Below are 16,634 nucleotides of genomic sequence, written 5' to 3' on the forward strand. Positions count from 1 at the left end.
TTCGCGGAAAATCACCCGAGCTTATCGCAGCGCCGATGACGGGATGTTCACGGGGATTGGCGTGTTCTATGGGTCGGCGGGCACCTGCGCGTGGCCGCGATCGCCCCCGCGCACGCGCGCTTCGAGCGCGGCGTAGCCGGCGATGGCCAGCAGCAGCGGCCCCAGGTAGTAGCACGCGCGATAGGCCAGCAGCGCCGCGAGCATCTGCGGCGGCGGCACCTGGTGGCCGAGCAGCGCGATGAACACCGCCTCCAGCACGCCGATGCCCGCCGGGATGTGCGCGATGGCCGATGCCACCGCCGCCGCCAGCAGCGCGCCGAGCACCGACGCGTACGACACGTGCGGCGGCATCAGCACGAACAGCAGCGCGGCCATCAGCGACCAGTTGGTCGCGGCGAGGGCGAGCTGGACCAGCGCGAGTGGCACCGAAGGCAGACGGAAGTGGTGGCCGCGCAGGTGGAAAACCCGGCCGTGCGTCACGCGGCAGGCGACGAGATACACCGCCACCGCCACCAGCATGGCAGCGCCGAGCAACGGCAATGTGCGTCCGGATACCGGCCAGTGCGGCGGCGGCACGACCCGTCCCGACGCGAACAACGCGCCCGCCAGCAGCAGGTAGCCCAGCCAGTTGGTGCCGACGGTGAAGGCGACGATGCGGCTGATCGTGCCCAGCCCGAGCCCCGCGTGCGCATACAGCCGATAGCGGAAGCCCGCGCCGCCGACCAGCGCGCCGACGTTGAGGCTGAAGGCGTAGCAGACGGTCGATATCGCCATCACCCGCGGTGCCGGCAGCGGGTGCCGCACGTAGCGGCGCGCGGCCAGGTCGTAACACGAGTACAGCAGGTAGCTGCCGACGGTGATCGCGATGGCGATCGCCAGCGTGCCCGACCCGTAGCCGGCGAGCGTGGCGCCCACCTGTTCCCAGTCGACCGAGCGCGCGTAACGCACCAGCAGGAACGCGACCAGTGCCAGGAAGACATAGAACGCGATGCGCCGGGCGCGACGCCAGCGGTGGCGGTGCGCGGTCACTTCGACGAGTCCTCGGAATCGTCGGGCCGTACCAGCGCCGTGCGCGGCGTGTGCGCGGGCAGCCAGCCGGCCCATTCGGGGAACTTGCGCAACACATGGAACAGCAGCGGGCGCGTGATCGGCTGCCAGAACCTACCGCGCGGCACGTCCGCCGGGTCCACTTCCTTGCAGTGGTTGTCGATCAGCGTGCCGAGGCGGCGGCGCAGATCGCCCGCGAACTCGCGGTCGCGGATGAACACGTTGGCTTCCAGGTTCAGCGAGAGGCTGAGCGGGTCGAGGTTGCTGGAACCCACGGTGCTCCATTCGTCGTCGATCACCGCCACTTTCCCGTGGAACGGGCGCTGGCAGTACTCGTGGATGCGTACGCCCGCATCGACGAGATGGCGGTACAGCCAGCGCGCGGCGATCAGCGCCATCGGCGTGTCGGGCTCGCCCTGGAAGATCAGCTGCACCTTCACCCCGCGCCGCGCGGCGTCGCGCAGGTCACGCAGGAAGCCGTAGCCGGGGAAGAAGTAGGCGTTGGCGATCACGATTTCCTGCCGCGCGGCGCGGAAGGCTTCGCGATAGGCCTGTTCGATGCTGCGCGAACGGCGGCCGTTGTCGCGCGGGAGGAAGCAGACGTCGGCGTTGCCGGCGGGCTTGCCGGTCTCGTGCGTGGTGTCCGGCTCCCAGCGCTCGCCGGTGCCGCGCGTGGCGATGGCGTGGCGCATGAAGGCATGGATGTCGGCGACGACCGGGCCTTCCACTTCGACCGCGTAATCCTGCTTGGCGGTGGGACCGAAGTCTTCGAGATGGTCGGCCGAATAGTTGATGCCGCCGACGAAGCCGATGCGTTCGTCGATCACGACCAGCTTGCGGTGCATGCGCCGGAACACGTTGAGACGGATGCCGAACAGCGTGGGTTGCCGGTCGAACATGCGCAGCTGGACGCCGGCTTCGGTGAGCGCGCGCAGGAAATCCTCCGACAGATCGGGCGAGCCGAACGCATCCACCAGGAAATGCACGCGCACGCCGCGCCGCGCCGCCTCGATCAGCCGCTGCTGCAGCGCGATGCCCACCTTGTCCTCGAACCAGATGAAGGTTTCCAGCAGGATTTCGCGTTGCGCCGCGTCGATGGCCTCGAACACGCGCGCGAAATACGCCTCGCCGTTCTCCAGCAGGCGCGCGCGGTGGCCGTGCCGCCAGCACGAATCCATGACGCGCCAGAACTTCACAGCTGGACCCTCGCCAGCAGCGGCAGGTGGTCGGACAGGTGCGACCACGGACGCGAGGCCAGCACGCGCGCTTCGACCACGCGCGCGTTGCGCACGTAGATGCGATCCACCGGCAGCGTCGGCCAGCGCGAGGGGAAGGTGCGCGCCAGCCGTCCGCGCGTGTGTTCGAACGCTTCCACCAGCCCGCAGCGGCGGACCAGCCGATGGCCGCGCACGCGCCAGTCGTTGAAGTCGCCGGCGACGATCAGCGGCGCATCGTGCGGCACCTGTCCGGACACCACGTCGCACAGCAGGCCGATCTGCCGCTGCCGGTGCGATTCGCGCAGGCCCAGGTGCACGCAGATCGTATGCACCTCGGCTTCCTGGCCGGTGTCCTCGTCGGGCACGCGCAGGATGGCGTGCAGGAGGCCGCGGTTCTCGTGGCCGTGCACGGAGACGTCGCGGTTCTGGTAGGACGCGATCGGGAACTTCGACAGCAATGCGTTGCCGTGGTGGCCGTGCGGGTATGCGGCGTTGCGGCCGTAGGCGAACTGGGTCCACAGCGTGTCGGCGAGGAACTCGTACTGCGGGCCGGACGGCCAGTCGGCATGGCGTTGCGCGTGGCGCGCGTGTTCGCCGAGCACTTCCTGCAGGAACACCATGTCGGCCGACACGCCGCGGATCGCTTCGCGCAGTTCGGGGAGCACGAACCTGCGGTTGAGCAGGCTGAACCCCATGTGCATGTTGACGGTCAGGACGTTGATCGAGGTCATGCAGCGACGTGTCGTCGGACTGTCCTGCATTCTGCCGACGGCCCGCGCGATGTCGCGTGAGGGCCGGTGGGGGCGCGGCAGGGGCGGTGTGCACGGCCGTAAGCGGCCACGGCGGCGACACCGAGCGGATGCGCGATCGCGATCGCCCAGCCGGCGAGCGAATCGTTCTCTGCGCGGGATGCCCGACATCGAAACAAACGTTCAAAGGTCGGATCCAGCTGTTGCAGCTCTTGTAGCCCGGGTAAGCGGAGCGCACCCGGGGGCGCGATGCGATTCGGATGCGATATCGGCCCGGGGCCCCGCTTTGCGACGCGATGACATCGGTGAGGGGTGATGCGGAGCGATGGCGCGGCGAGGGCATTGGCGGCGGTGTGCCCGGAGCTCCGTCGCCCCCAGGTGCGCTCCGCTTACCCGGGCTACAAAAGCCCTCGGCTTCTCGGCTCCCTGCTACGCGAACGCAACGCACGCGCCGCAAACCCTGCGCTCGCCACACGCCACACCCGGCGCTTCCTCACCAGCCCCGCGCGAGTTCCTTCGTGACCTCCGCCGCCGGCACCGCGCGGCAGCCGGTGGTGTTCTGTCCGGCCCAGAGCGGCGAGAAGTCGCCGCTGCCCGCCGCTTCGGCCTTCGCGCGCAGCGGCGACACGGCGCCGGCCGCGAGCGGGAAGGCCGGCACGTCATCGCGCATCGCACCGAGTTCCCGCATCAGCCGGTTGCGGATGCCGCGCGCGGGACGTCCGGTGAAGAGATTCGTCAGCACCGTCGACTCGCCGGCGTCGGTGCTCAACGCCAACCGGTGCACGGGGCTGGTCGTGGTTTCCGGGCACAGCAGGTAAGCGGTGCCGACCTGCACGCCGGCCGCGCCCAGTGCCTTGGCCGCGGCGACGCCAGCCGCGTCGGCGATGCCGCCCGCCGCGATGACCGGCACGCGCACCGCGTGCACGATGCGCGGCAGCAGCGCGAACGTGCCGGACTGCGCGTCGAGGTCGTCGGAGAGGAAATGCCCGCGATGCCCGCCGGCCTCCAGCCCCTGCGCGATGATCGCGTCCACGCCCTGCGCCTGCAGCCAACGCGCTTCCTCGACCGTCGTCGCCGACGAGAACACCTTCGCGCCGGTCGCGCGCACGCGTTCGAGCAGCTCCGACGACGGCAAGCCGAAATGGAAACTCACCACCGCCGGCGGCAGTTCCGCCAGCACGTCGGCGAGGTCATGGTTGAAGGGCGCACGCGCCGGTCCGGCGACGAGTGCCGCGGGATCGAGCCCGAACTCCGCGTAGTACGGCGCCAGCACCGCGCGCCACGCGGCCTCGCGTTCGGCATCCGCGCCGGGTTGCGCGTGGCAGAAGAAGTTGACGTTGATCGGCCCGCTGCCGCGTTCGCGCATCGCGTGGAGATCCCGACGCAGCGCTTCGGGCGTGAGCGTGGCCGCCGGCAGCGAACCGAGGCCGCCGGCCTGCGTCACCGCCAGTGCCAGCGATGCGCCCTGCACCCCGGCCATCGGCGCCTGCACGATGGGGAGCGTGATGCCGAGGAGGTCCTGGATCGTCATGGGTCCACTGTAGAGGCCGGCGGCAGGATTCGGGAATGGCCGGACTTCCCTCCGTGCGGTCGCCATGGATCGCGCCGACGTGTCGGGTTTGCTCCGACGCCGTCTTCCGAATTCCCCGACAGCGCCCGGCCACCATGCCCCGCAGACTGAACGGGCCCCGGCGCCGAGGCCGATCCTCTTCCCCTCGGACCTCCCCGTCCGAACTCCAGTCGGCTGCCCATCCGGCGCCGAGGCGAAGTCCCTCCGACGCGATCACGTGGACAGCAGCGGCCCCGGACGGGCTTCGTCGTCCTCGCGATAGCTCTCGCCGGTGAGCGCCATCGCCGCCGCGAGCTGCTTCACCGCCTCGGACTGCGGCGTGCCTTCCTCGATCTGCCACCGCGCCTCCGCGCCGTCGGCATGGACCAGGCGCAGCACGCACGCGCGGCTGCCGGGGAAGGGGCCGCTCGCTTCGATCCGCCAGCCCGGTGGCAGGGTCTGGGTGCGTGTGTCCATGCGGCGACGGTAGCGCGGCCGGTGGCAGGCGCGCGTGATCCCTCCACCGGCACGGTGCCGCCATCCCGCGACGCGGTATGGTGTCGCCCCTCGAAGCCGCCAAGATGCCGATGTCCGAAGCCACCGTTTTCCCGAACGCCGCGCCGCAACTGGGACACGCCCTCAAGCCGCGCCAGCTGATCATGATGGGCCTGGGGAGCGCGATCGGCGCCGGGCTGTTCCTGGGCTCCGGCGTCGGCGTGCAGGCGGCGGGACCGGCGGTGCTGGTGTCCTACCTCATCGCCGGCGCGCTGGTGATCATCGTGATGAACGCCCTGGGCGAGATGGCCGCGGCCAAGCCGGCCAGCGGCGCGTTCTCGGTCTACGCCGCCGACGCGCTGGGCGCGACCGCCGGCGCCACCGTCGGCTGGCTGTGGTGGGCGCAGGTGGTGATCGTGGTCGCCGCCGAATCGGTCGGCGCGGCCGGCCTGCTCGCGACGATCTGGCCGCAGATCCCGGTGCCGCTGTCCTCGCTCGCCTTCATGCTGTTCTTCACCTTCATCAACCTGATGGGGGTGCGGAACTTCGGCGAATTCGAATTCTGGTTCGCGATCATGAAGGTCGTCGCGATCCTCGCCTTCATCGCGATCGGCGCCGCGCTGCTGCTCGGCCTGCTGCCGGCGGTGCCGTCGCCGGGGCTGTCGAACGTCACCGGCCACGACGGCTTCGCGCCGAAGGGCTGGGCGGGCATCGGCGCGGCGCTGCTGGTGGTGGTGTTCGCGTTCGGCGGGACCGAGATCGTGGCCGTCGCCGCGGCCGAAACCTCCGATCCCTCGCGCAGCCTCGCGCGCGCGATCCGCACCGTCGCCTGGCGCATCCTGGTGTTCTACATCGGCTCGATCAGCGTGATCATCGCGGTCGTGCCGTGGACCAGCGAAGCGCTGCGCTCGCCGTTCGCCGCGGTACTGGAAGTGGCGCGCATCCCGTATGCGTCCACGACGATCACGCTGATCGCGGTGATCGCGCTGCTGTCGGCGCTCAACGCGAACCTCTACGGCGCCTCGCGCATGATCTACTCGCTCGCGCAGCGCCGCGAGGCGCCGCACTGGCTGGCGCGCGTGAACGGCCGCCAGGTGCCGGTGCTCGCGGTGCTGTCGTGCGTGGTGTTCGGCTTCGTCGCGACGGTGTGCGAGCTGTGGTATCCGGACCGCGTGCTGCCGGTGCTGCTCAACATCGTCGGTTCGACGTGCCTGCTGGTGTGGACGATCTCGCTGGTGTCGCAGCTGATCCTGCGTCGCCGCGCCGATCGCGCGGGCACGCCGCTGCCGTTCCGCATGCGCGGTTTCCCGTGGCTGACCGGCGCGGCGCTGGCGATCCTGGCGCTGATCTTCGCGCTGCTGCTCGCCAACGGCGAAACGCGCGGGCAGTTCCTGTCGATGGCCGCGCTGACCGCCGGCATCGCGCTGGCGAGCGAGCTGGCGCGGCGTCATCGCGGAAAAAAGCGCGCGACGGTGTGAGCCGTCGCGCGCTGCCGCGGCGTGCGCGGGAGGGGTTACGCACGCCTTTGCCCTGGTTCGCGACGGCTCAGGTCTCGTAGGCGGATTCGCCGTGCGAGGTGATGTCCAGGCCTTCGCGTTCGGATTCCTCGCTGACGCGCAGGCCGACCGTGTACTTCACGACCACGAAGGCGACCAGCGCGACCACGCCGGAGAGCACCACCGTCACCAGCACGCCCTGCAACTGGATCCACACCTGCGAGGCGATGCTGTACTCCGGTAGCGCGGTTTCGGTGACGTAATCCCAGATGCCCGCGCCGCCCAGCGACGGCGACGCGAACACGCCGGTGAGCAGCGCGCCGAGGATGCCGCCGACGCCGTGCACGCCGAACACGTCGAGCGCGTCGTCGGCGCCGAGCAGCCGCTTCAGACCGTTCACGCCCCACAGGCACACCGCGCCGGCGAGGGCGCCGATCACGATCGCGCCGCACAATCCGACGAAGCCCGCGGCCGGCGTGATCGCCACCAGCCCCGCCACCGCGCCCGACGCCGCACCCAGCATCGACGGCTTGCCCTTGCTGATCCATTCCATCGCGGTCCAGCCGAGCACCGCGGCGGCCGTCGCGAGGAACGTGTTGACGAACGCCTGCGCGGCGACCGCGTTGGCTTCCAGCGCGGAACCGGCGTTGAAGCCGAACCAGCCGACCCACAGGATCGACGCGCCCACCATCGTCTGCGTGAGGTTGTGCGGCTTGATCGCCTCGCGCCCGTAGCCCACGCGGCGGCCGATCACGTACGAACCCACCAGTCCCGCGACGGCGGCGTTGATGTGCACCACCGTGCCGCCGGCGAAATCCAGCGCGCCGCGCGCGAACAGGAAGCCCGACTGCGCGAGCACGCCGGGCACCGCGTCGTTGCCGGTGAACGCATCCGGGCCCGGGAAGAACCACACCATGTGCGCCATCGGCGTGTAGGCGAAGGTGAACCACAGCACGGTGAACAGCAGCACGCCGGCGAACTTCACGCGCTCGGCGAACGCGCCGATCACCAGCGCGCAGGTGATGCACGCGAACGCGCCCTGGAACACGAAGAACACCAGTTCGGGAATGTAGACGCCCTTGGTGAACGTCGCGCCCATCGCGCTGGCGTCGAGTCCTTTCGCGAACACGCGGTCGAACCCGCCGATGAACGGATTGCCCGGCGTGAACGCCAGCGAATAGCCGTACAGCGCCCACAGGATCGCCACCAGCGAGAACACCAGCAGGCACTGCATCAGCACCGACAGGACGTTCTTGCTGCGCACCAGGCCGCCGTAGAACAGCGCCAGGCCCGGCAGCGTCATGAAGATCACGAGCGCGGCGCAGACCAGCAGCCAGGCGATGTCGCCCTTGTTGGCGGTGGGTGCGGCGGCGTCCTGCGCGAAGGCCAGGGCGGGCGTGGCGAGGGCTGCCAGCGTCGCCAGCGCGGCGAGTGCGGGCGTGCGCGTGCGAAAGCGTGCGATTGCGCGGGCATGCAAGGTGTCCGCGTTTTCCCGCGGCGCGATCTCGAAGCCGGTGCTTCCAGAATCCTCGCTTGTCGGAACCGCGTGCGTCCGCGCGTGCGTATCGTCGTCCCCGCGAAGGCGGGGATCCATCTGTGCATGCATCACGGTGAGGTTTCCTTCTTTCGTCGAAGTTGCGGCGATCGGGTCGATGGATTCCCGCCTTCGCGGGAACGACGGCATGAACGCGCCGATGTGATCGGTATGGGAGGTCGTCATGGCCGCCCCCTCACAACGCATCGTCATCGAGCTCGCCGGTGCGGATCCGCACCGTGCGCTCGAGCGATTGCACGAAGATCTTTCCGTCGCCGACCTTGCCCGTGCGCGCGGCGTTGGCCAGCGCTTCCAGCGCCGCTTCCAGCGAGCTTTCCGCGACGGCGCATTCCACTTTCAGTTTCGGCAGGAAATCCACGACGTACTCGGCGCCGCGGTACAGCTCGGTGTGGCCTTTCTGCCGGCCGAACCCTTTCACTTCGGTGACGGTGATCCCGGACACGCCGACTTCGGTGAGCGCTTCGCGCACCTCGTCGAGCTTGAACGGCCGGATGATCGCGGTGATCAGTTTCATCTCGCAGCTCCGTGGGTGGGTGTTCAGAACGTCTTCGTGAGCGTCAGCACGACGGTGTCGTCGCCCAGGTAGTTGCCGTGGACGTTGGTGTAGAGGGCTTCCTCGGCGTCGGTGTCGCTGTAGGCCAGTGCGATGGCGAAGCCGCCGTCGAAGGACTTGGTGACGCCGAGCTTCCAGTCGACGTACTCGAAGTCCTCGTTGTTCTCGATCCACTGCTTGCCGGCGTGCGCGTTGAGCGTCCAGGTCGGCACGAACTCCCAGTTCACCGCGGCGTCGAGATAGCCCGAGCCATCCGAATCGGCGTAGCCGAACAGGTCGGTGAGGGCGTAGGAATACTTGGCGGCGAACACGCCGGCGCTGATGCCGAAGTACAGTTCGGCGGTGTCCGGGCTGTTGAAGCCGGACGGATAGTCGCCGGGATACCAGTAGTACAGCGCGCCGACGTCGAAGCCGACCGCGTCGCTGAACCTGCCGCGATAGCCGCCGTAGAAATCCAGTTCGACGCTGTTGGAGATGTCGTCGTCCAACACCGGCGTGTCGGAGAGCCAGCTCACGTTGCTGCCCCAGCCGCCGACGTAGAAGCCGCTGTCGGCCGCGTATTCGATGCCGGCCTGCAATGCCGGTTCGGTGTTGTTCTGCGAGATGCCGCGAAACAGATAGTCGCTCGTCAGCGCGACCGAGCCGGACACGCCGGCGATCGCCTCACTGGGCAGGGCGAACGAAAGCGCGCCGGCCAGCACGACGGTGGCGAACGATGCAGCGGACTTGCTTGCATGGATGCGAGACGACATGACGCAGGCTCCTCATAAGCGGTGGCCCCTCCCCGGTCATTGGTGTTCGTGCTCTGCGATGTCGGGCGATTCGCCGGTGCCCGGATCGCGCGGGACGCACTCGCCTTGCGGCGGGCGGCGGCCCGTCGTTTTTGTTCACCTCGTGCGTTGTGTTGCGGTGGAGCGGTTACGGCCGCGCTTGCACGGCCCGCGTCATGAAGACGCTGTTCGGATCGTCGGTGTAGTCCGCGAACGGACCGCAGGGTTCGAAGCCGTGGCGCGCGTACAGCGTGCGTGCCGCTTCGAATCCCGCCATCGAGCCTGTTTCCAGGCTCACCTGCGTGTACGCGCGACGCTGCGCTTCGGCGAGGATGTGCGCCAGCATCGCGGCGGCCACGCCCTTGCGGCGGTGCCGTGATGCGGTGCGCATCGACTTGATCTCGCCGTGCGCGGCATCGAGCTGTTTCAGCGCGCCGCAGCCCATCAGTTCATCGTCCTGCCAGGCCGACCAGAAGGTGATCGGCGGCTGGCGCAGGCCGTCCAGGTCCAGCGCGTGGATGCTTTCCGGTGGAGACAGCTCCGCCATGCCGCGCAGGTGTTCCTGCAGCAGCGCGACGACGTCGGGATGATCGAGACCGCCGGTGCGGATCTCCATCGCGAACCTCCGTGGGAGAGGGATCGAACTCGGAGCGGATTTTCGTGACGCCAAACAACACGGCCCGGAGCATCCGCCCCGGGCCGTCCGATCGTCAGATCGTGTAGTACATCTGGTACTCCAGCGGATGCGTCGCCGCGCGGAAGCGCGTGACTTCCTGCATCTTCAGCGCGATGTAGCCGTCGATGAAGTCATCGGTGAACACGCCGCCGGCCTTGAGGAACTCGCGATCCTTGTCGAGCGCTTCCAGCGCCTGGTCCAGGCTGTGGCAGACGGTCGGGATGTTCTTCTCTTCTTCCGGCGGCAGGTCGTACAGGTCCTTGTCCGACGGCGCGCCCGGATCGATCTGGTTCTTGATGCCGTCCAGGCCGGCCATCATCAGCGCGGCGAAGATCAGGTAGCCGGAGTTCATCGGATCGGGGAAGCGGATCTCGATGCGGCGCGCCTTCGGATTGGCGACGTACGGAATGCGGCACGACGCCGAGCGGTTGCGCGCCGAGTAGGCCAGCATCACCGGCGCTTCGAAACCCGGCACCAGGCGCTTGTAGCTGTTGGTGGTCGAGTTGGCGAAGGCGTTGATCGCACGGGCGTGCTTGAAGATGCCGCCGATGTACCACAGCGCCATCTGCGACAGGCCGCCGTAACCGTCGCCGGAGAACAGGTTCACGCCGCCCTTGGCCAGCGACTGGTGCACGTGCATGCCGCTGCCGTTGTCGCCGACGATCGGCTTGGGCATGAAGGTCGCGGTCTTGCCGTTGCGGTGCGCGACGTTCTTGATGACGTACTTGGTCGTCAGCAGTTCGTCGGCCTTCTTCACCAGCGAGTTGAACTTGGTGCCGATCTCGCACTGGCCGGCGTTGGCGACTTCATGGTGGTGCACTTCGACCTCGATGCCGACCTGTTCCAGCGTCTTGCACATCTCGGCGCGGATGTCGTGCAGCGTGTCCAGCGGCGCGACGGGGAAGTAGCCGCCCTTCACCATCGGACGGTAGCCGGTGTTGCCGCCGTCGTACTCGCGGCCGGAGTTCCAGTGCGCTTCCTCCGAATCGATGTGGAAGAAGGTGTGGCCCATGTCGTTGGCGAAGCGGACCGAGTCGAAGATGAAGAATTCCGGCTCCGGACCGAAGAACGCCTGGTCGGCGATGCCGCTGGCCTTGAGGTAGGCCTCGGCGCGCTTGGCGACGCCGCGCGGGTCGCGCGAGTAGGCCTGCATGGTGGCCGGATCGAGGATGTCGCAGGTCAGCACCAGGGTCGGATCGGCGGTGAACGGATCCAGGAACGCGGTGCTGGCGTCGGGCAGCAGCACCATGTCGGACTCGTTGATGCCCTTCCAGCCCGAGATCGAGGAGCCGTCGAACATCTTGCCGTCCTCGAACAGGCTCGGCTCGACGATCGACTTGGGGAAGGTGACGTGGTGCTGCACGCCGCGCATGTCGACGAAGCGCAGGTCCACGAACTCGACCTTGTGGTCCTTGATGAGCTTTTCTACGTGATCGATCGACATGGGGTAACTCCGGGATTCGGGATTGGAGATTCGGTATGGGGAAAGCCGGCCGCGTTCGCGGTGACCCTCATTCACAAGCATGGGCCGTGCCAACGTTCACGCGGTGCTAACGCATTGATTCGAAAGAGCCAGCGGCTGGCGCCCTGATCGCCTTGCACCAGAACAGTGCGTGAAGCAATGCGATTGCGTCGACATGGTGCACGCAGGCCCGTCCGGTATGCTGCGCCGTTTCGTGCCTGGCCGCCAAGAACACGTCCGCGGTTCCACGAATCCCGATCCCCCATCCGAATCCCAGCTCCCCAATGACCGACCTGCTAGCCGCCCTGCTCCTCGGCATCATCGAAGGCATTACCGAATTCCTGCCGATCTCCAGCACCGGCCACCTGCTGATCGCCGAACGCTGGCTCGGACATCGCAGCGATCTGTTCAACATCTCCATCCAGGCCGGCGCGATCCTCGCGGTCGTGCTGATCTACCGGCAGCGCCTGTGGGACCTGGCCATGGGATTCCTGGGGCGGCGCGCGCTGGCCGAACACAGCCCGGCCGGCATGCCGATGGACGCCGCGCAGGCGCGCGATTACGCCTTCAAGCTGGCGGCGGCGTTCGGCGTGACCGCGGTGCTGGGCCTGGTGGTGAAGAAGCTGGGCTTCGAACTGCCCGAGCAGGTCACGCCGATCGCGTGGGCGCTGGTGCTCGGCGGCCTGTGGATGATCGTGGCCGAACACTTCGCGGCCAAGCGCGCGGCGGCGCTGGGCGAGCGCGCGACGATCACCTGGACGGTGGCGATCCTGGTCGGCATCGCGCAGGTGGTGGCGGGCGTGTTCCCGGGCACCTCGCGTTCGGGCGCGACGATCTTCGTGGCGCTGCTGGCCGGCACGACTTCGCGCGCGGCGGCGACGGAATTCGCCTTCCTGGTGGGCATCCCGACGATGTTCGCCGCCACCGCCTATGAGCTGATCGACGTGGTGCGCAGCGGGCAGGCCGGGCACGAGGACTGGGGCGACCTCGGCGTGGCCTTCGTGGCCTCGGCGATCACCGCCTTCATCTCGGTCAAATGGCTGTTGCGCTACATCCAGAGCCACCGTTTCACCGCATTCGCGATCTACCGCTTCGTCCTCGGCGCGGCGCTGCTGTACCTGGTGCCGGCCGGCAGTTGAGCCGCGGCGGCGTTCGCGACGCGCGCTCCATTGAGTTCCCAATGCCGGGCCAGGACGGACCCGGCCACCGGAGGAGACGTCCATGAAGCGATTCGCCCTGCTCACCCTCACCCTCGCACTGGCCGCCTGCACGCGTTCGCCGCAGGAGGCTTCGACATCGCCCGCGACCGGCAACCCCACGGCGACCGCCACGCCCGCGGCGGATGCGGCGGCGCTCGACACCGCCGTCCTCGGCGGCCATCACTGGGCGCTGGACACCGCCGTCGACGCGAACGGCCAGCGCATCGACGCGCTGCTCGCGCACGCCGACAAGCCGGTGCGCCTGGATTTCAGCGACGGCCGCGTGGCGGTGTCCAACACCTGCAATCGCATGTCGGGCCGTTACACGGTGGAGGGCGCGAAGCTCACCATCGGCGACATGGCCTCCACGATGATGGCCTGCGCCGACCAGACGCTGATGGCGCTGGACCGCGCCGTCGGCGAACGCCTGCGCGGCACGCAGACGGCGGCGCTGCAGGGCGGCGCCTCGCCGACGCTGAAGCTCACCAACGCCGGCGGCGACGTGCTCACCTTCCGCGGCGAACCGACGGCGCAGGCGCGTTTCGGCGGGCCGGGCGAGACGGTGTTCCTGGAGATCGCGCCGAACGCGAAGCCGTGCACGCATCCGGACGTGCCGAACCGGCAATGCCTGCAGGTGCGCGAGGTGCACTTCGACGAGAAGGGCATCCGCACCGGTTCACCGGCGCAATGGCAGCCGCTGTACCAGGACATCGAGGGCTTCGAACACGTCGAAGGCGAGCGCAATGTCGTGCGGGTGAAGCGCTTCGTCTCCGGAAACCGGCCCGAGGGCGAGCAGGTGGCGTACGTGCTCGACATGGTGGTCGAGAGCGAGGTCACGCCGGGAGCGGCGCCGCGGCGGTAATGGGTGGCATGGGTGGCGGCGCGTGGGCGCCGTCGTCCCAGCCTGGCGGAGGACGCGGTGCTTCTGTAGCCCGGGTGAGCGAAGCGCACCCGGGTTGGAGAGGCGACCGCGTTCCCGGGTGCGCTTCGCTTACCCGGGCTACAACGGCGGCAAAGGCGGCGACGACAACCTCGGCCGCTCAGCCCTTCACCGACGCATTCAACGAATACGTCCCGTAGATCGCCACCTCGTCCAGCACATGCGCGTGCATCGCGCGCTGCACGTCCTTCGCGGTGAAGCGTTCGGGCAGATCCAGGCGCGCGACGTCCAGCGCGTACAGGCGGAAGAAATAACGGTGCAGGCGCAGATCGTTCGGCGGCGGGAACGGGCCGTCGTAACCGTGCCAGTCGCCGGCCATCGAGGCGTCGCCGGCGAACCAGCCGGTGTAGTCGTTCAGACCCTGGCGCACGCCGGCCGGGCCGGGCGGGTTCTGCTTGCCGTGGGCGACCACGCCGTCGCTGCAGCTGCCCGCGGCGATCTCGCGCACGTCGGCCGGAATGTCCGCGACGGCCCAATGCACGAAGTCGGTGCGCGGCTGGTCGGCGGGAATCTCGACGCCGGGCTTGCCGACCATCTCCGCCACCGTCGGCACGTCCGGATCGATGCACAGCAGCGCGAACGACTTCGTCCCGGCCGGCACGTCGTCCCACGCCAGGTGCGGATTACGGTTCGGCGCGAAGCCGAAACCGTCGTCGGTGGGCTGTCCGGCGGCGAATTCGGCCGGCAGGCGTTCGCGATGCTGGAAGCTGTTGCTGCGGATCTGCATGGCACTCGTCTCCGGTGATTGGAAGGAACGCGGACGCGCGCGTCACGGCCCCGTCGCGATGCGAGGGGCGCGCGACATCACTCGGCCGGATACCCCAGGCGCCGCGCGACCGGCGTGAGCAGGTCGAACGCGTCGCCCAGCGCGTCGCGGAAGTGGCGCCAGTGGCCGGGATCGAGATGCGCCGGACCGAATGCCTGCTGCGGCGCGACCGCCACGCGGATCTGCAACGCGTCGGCGACGGCCTGCGCGACCGCGGTCGGGTCGTTGGCGATGTCGTCCAACTTGATCAGCCGGTGCGGGAAGAGGTCCTGCTCGTGCAGGTCGGCGATCTGCGAGAGCGTCGCCGCGAGCCAGCGCGCGCCCGCTTCGGGCGAGGACAGCGCGAACGGCACCGGCGAGCCGAAGGCCAGCCAGTCCACCAGCATGTCGCGCGGATCGCGCACCGCGATCATCGCCACCGCCTCCGGCAGGTGCGCGCGCAGGCCGGTCAGCAGCGCGTTGTCCCACCACAGCAGCCAGTCGAACACGTTGCCGTCGTTGATGCCGCGCGAGGGCAGCGCCGCGCGCCACAGTTCGACCATGTAGGCCGGGTCCAGCGAACCGTCGACCAGGCCCGGCACCGTCGTGTAGCGCTGCATCGGATCGTTCGGCGGCTGCGCGCCGAAGCGGTCGGCGCGCAGCGGCGCGCCGGCGTGCTGGAAGGTGATTGCCAGGCGCTCGACCAGCGAACCCGGCGCGCCCCACAGCAGCAGCACGGCGGAGGCCGGATCGGGCAGCGGCGCGAGGTCCGGCAGGCGCAGGGCCGCGGTGCTGATCTCCGGCAGCGGCAGGCGTTGGTCGACCACCTCGGCGTGCAGTTCGGCCCAGGTCGCGGCGGCGGCATCGGGCTGGCCGGCGATGTCGAAGCAGCGGCCCAGCAACTGGCGCAACGAGCGCTTCACGTTCGGGTCCGGCGCTTGCGCGAGCAGGCTTTCCACGCGCTCGACGGCGGCGTCGGGATCGCGCTTGAGCAGGCCGTCGATCAGGCGCAGCTCGGCCTGCGTGTGGCCGGGCTGGAGTTCGGTGATGCGGCGGGTGATCGCTTCGGCTTCATCGGCCTGGCCGAGCCGGTCGTGCAGCGTGCCCTGCGCTTCCAGCGCCGGGACGAAGTCGGGCATCGCCGCGCGCCAGCGTTCGATCACCTCGCGCGCCGCGTCGCTGGCGAATTCCTCGAACAGCAACCGCGCGCGCCACAGATCGGCGGCCTCGGGGTGTTCCTCCAGCGCGGCGTCGAGCGTGGTGCGCGCTTCGTCGAACAGGTTCTCGCGACGCCAGGCTTCCAGCAGCGGCAGCACGTTGCGGCGATCCAGCGGCTGCGCGGCGAAGGTCTGGCGCAGCAGCGCGAGCGCGCGATCGTTGCGGCCGGCTTGCAGCTCCAGCTCGCCTACCAGGCGCTGCATCGGCACGGTCGTGTCGGCGCCTTCCAGCAGCGGCGCCAGTTCGTCCGCGGCTTCGCCCGGACGGCCCTGGCGGCGCAGCAGGTCGGCCACGAGCACGCGCAGCGGACGCGAGGTCGGGTCCTGCTCCAGCAGCCGGCGGAACGCCTGTTCGGCGAAGGCGAAATGGCCCTTGGCGAGGTAGGCGAAGCCCAGCGAATGACGCAGCTGCGGATCGTTCGGCGCGCGCTCGGCGGCGGTGCTGATCAGCGACAGCGCGCGGTCGACGTCGCCGCGACGCATCGCGACGCCGCCTTCCAGCGCGGCCACGTGCGGGTGTTCCGGCGCGATGCGCGAGGCGGTGCGCGCCAGCCGCGCGGCTTCCTCCAGGTCGCCACGGCCGAGCGCGAGGTGGCCCTGGATGATGTACGCGGGGAACTGGTTCGGATCGAGCCCGGTGGCGCGGGCGAGCGCGGCCTGGGCTTCGTCGAGCTGGCGTTCGTGCAGCAGCAGGCCGGCGCGTTCGAGGTGGAGATCGGAATCCTCGGGCGCCAGGGCGATGGCCTGGTCGATCGCCGACAACGCGGCCTCGCGTTCGCCGCCCAGGCGCAGCGCGGCGGCGAGCAGGCGGTGCGAGTTGGCGTCCTGCGGCTGCGCGGCGACGGCCTCGCGCGCGGCGGCCAGCGCTTCGGGGGCGGCGCCGCGGCGCAGGGCATCGATGATGGGTTCGTGCATGGACTACTCGGACGCTCGTCTAGGCGAAAACGTCGATTGTAGCCGCATG

Annotated in this window: 15 protein-coding genes; 3 read left to right on the top strand and 12 right to left on the bottom strand. The window is 69.4% G+C overall.

Annotated elements, in window-relative coordinates:
- Window positions 1-66: 66 nt before the first annotated feature.
- The 5 genes from I4U41_RS15195 to I4U41_RS15215 form a co-directional block, all read right to left on the bottom strand.
- A complete protein-coding gene (locus I4U41_RS15195; protein WP_320415206.1) occupies window positions 67-1,029 on the bottom strand; it encodes a lysylphosphatidylglycerol synthase domain-containing protein in 963 nt (320 codons plus the stop codon).
- Window positions 1,026-2,243: a cardiolipin synthase ClsB gene (gene clsB, locus I4U41_RS15200; RefSeq protein WP_320415207.1), complete on the bottom strand. Its 1,218-nt coding sequence runs from the start codon at window positions 2,241-2,243 to the stop codon at window positions 1,026-1,028. Before clsB ends, I4U41_RS15195 begins: the two co-directional genes overlap by 4 nt.
- A complete protein-coding gene (locus tag I4U41_RS15205; RefSeq protein WP_206862010.1) occupies window positions 2,240-2,995 on the bottom strand; it encodes an endonuclease/exonuclease/phosphatase family protein in 756 nt (251 codons plus the stop codon). The genes clsB and I4U41_RS15205 overlap by 4 nt, the downstream gene beginning before the upstream one ends.
- A 511-nt stretch (window positions 2,996-3,506) precedes the next feature.
- Window positions 3,507-4,544: an NAD(P)H-dependent flavin oxidoreductase gene (locus I4U41_RS15210; RefSeq protein WP_206862011.1), complete on the bottom strand. Its 1,038-nt coding sequence runs from the start codon at window positions 4,542-4,544 to the stop codon at window positions 3,507-3,509.
- 252 nt (window positions 4,545-4,796) lie between these two features.
- Window positions 4,797-5,039 carry a hypothetical protein gene (locus I4U41_RS15215; RefSeq protein ID WP_206862012.1) on the bottom strand — a complete coding sequence of 81 codons (243 nt, stop codon included), beginning with the start codon at window positions 5,037-5,039 and terminating at the stop codon, window positions 4,797-4,799.
- Between the two features lie 104 nt (window positions 5,040-5,143).
- On the opposite strand from I4U41_RS15215, the gene I4U41_RS15220 reads away from it, so the two are divergent.
- Window positions 5,144-6,535 (top strand): amino acid permease, encoded by a 1,392-nt coding sequence (locus I4U41_RS15220; protein ID WP_425492603.1) that lies wholly within the window; start codon window positions 5,144-5,146, stop codon window positions 6,533-6,535.
- 67 nt (window positions 6,536-6,602) lie between these two features.
- Here the strand turns inward: I4U41_RS15220 and I4U41_RS15225 are convergent, their stop codons facing one another.
- From I4U41_RS15225 to glnA, 5 genes are all read right to left on the bottom strand, one after another.
- Window positions 6,603-8,015, bottom strand: a complete 1,413-nt coding sequence (locus tag I4U41_RS15225) for an ammonium transporter (RefSeq protein ID WP_425492604.1) — start codon at window positions 8,013-8,015, stop codon at window positions 6,603-6,605.
- Between the two features lie 268 nt (window positions 8,016-8,283).
- Window positions 8,284-8,622 (bottom strand): P-II family nitrogen regulator, encoded by a 339-nt coding sequence (locus I4U41_RS15230; protein WP_115842812.1) that lies wholly within the window; start codon window positions 8,620-8,622, stop codon window positions 8,284-8,286.
- Window positions 8,623-8,645: 23 nt separating this feature from the next.
- Window positions 8,646-9,413 carry a TorF family putative porin gene (locus I4U41_RS15235; protein ID WP_206862013.1) on the bottom strand — a complete coding sequence of 256 codons (768 nt, stop codon included), beginning with the start codon at window positions 9,411-9,413 and terminating at the stop codon, window positions 8,646-8,648.
- A 166-nt stretch (window positions 9,414-9,579) separates the two neighbouring features.
- Window positions 9,580-10,047 (bottom strand): GNAT family N-acetyltransferase, encoded by a 468-nt coding sequence (locus I4U41_RS15240; protein WP_206862014.1) that lies wholly within the window; start codon window positions 10,045-10,047, stop codon window positions 9,580-9,582.
- A 94-nt stretch (window positions 10,048-10,141) separates the two neighbouring features.
- Window positions 10,142-11,551: a type I glutamate--ammonia ligase gene (gene glnA, locus I4U41_RS15245; RefSeq protein ID WP_206862015.1), complete on the bottom strand. Its 1,410-nt coding sequence runs from the start codon at window positions 11,549-11,551 to the stop codon at window positions 10,142-10,144.
- Between the two features lie 302 nt (window positions 11,552-11,853).
- Here glnA and I4U41_RS15250 point away from each other — a divergent pair, with 302 nt between their 5' ends.
- Both I4U41_RS15250 and I4U41_RS15255 read left to right on the top strand, forming a co-directional pair.
- Complete coding sequence (locus I4U41_RS15250; protein WP_206862016.1) at window positions 11,854-12,708, top strand: undecaprenyl-diphosphate phosphatase; 855 nt, start codon at window positions 11,854-11,856, stop codon at window positions 12,706-12,708.
- Between the two features lie 82 nt (window positions 12,709-12,790).
- A complete protein-coding gene (locus I4U41_RS15255; RefSeq protein ID WP_206862017.1) occupies window positions 12,791-13,630 on the top strand; it encodes an META and DUF4377 domain-containing protein in 840 nt (279 codons plus the stop codon).
- Between the two features lie 178 nt (window positions 13,631-13,808).
- Here the strand turns inward: I4U41_RS15255 and I4U41_RS15260 are convergent, their stop codons facing one another.
- Window positions 13,809-14,435, bottom strand: a complete 627-nt coding sequence (locus I4U41_RS15260; RefSeq protein WP_206862018.1) for a YbhB/YbcL family Raf kinase inhibitor-like protein — start codon at window positions 14,433-14,435, stop codon at window positions 13,809-13,811.
- 77 nt (window positions 14,436-14,512) lie between these two features.
- Window positions 14,513-16,585: a tetratricopeptide repeat protein gene (locus I4U41_RS15265; RefSeq protein ID WP_206862019.1), complete on the bottom strand. Its 2,073-nt coding sequence runs from the start codon at window positions 16,583-16,585 to the stop codon at window positions 14,513-14,515.
- Window positions 16,586-16,634 lie beyond the last annotated feature (49 nt).

Source organism: Lysobacter changpingensis, assembly GCF_017308985.1.
GTDB lineage: Bacteria > Pseudomonadota > Gammaproteobacteria > Xanthomonadales > Xanthomonadaceae > Lysobacter_J > Lysobacter_J changpingensis.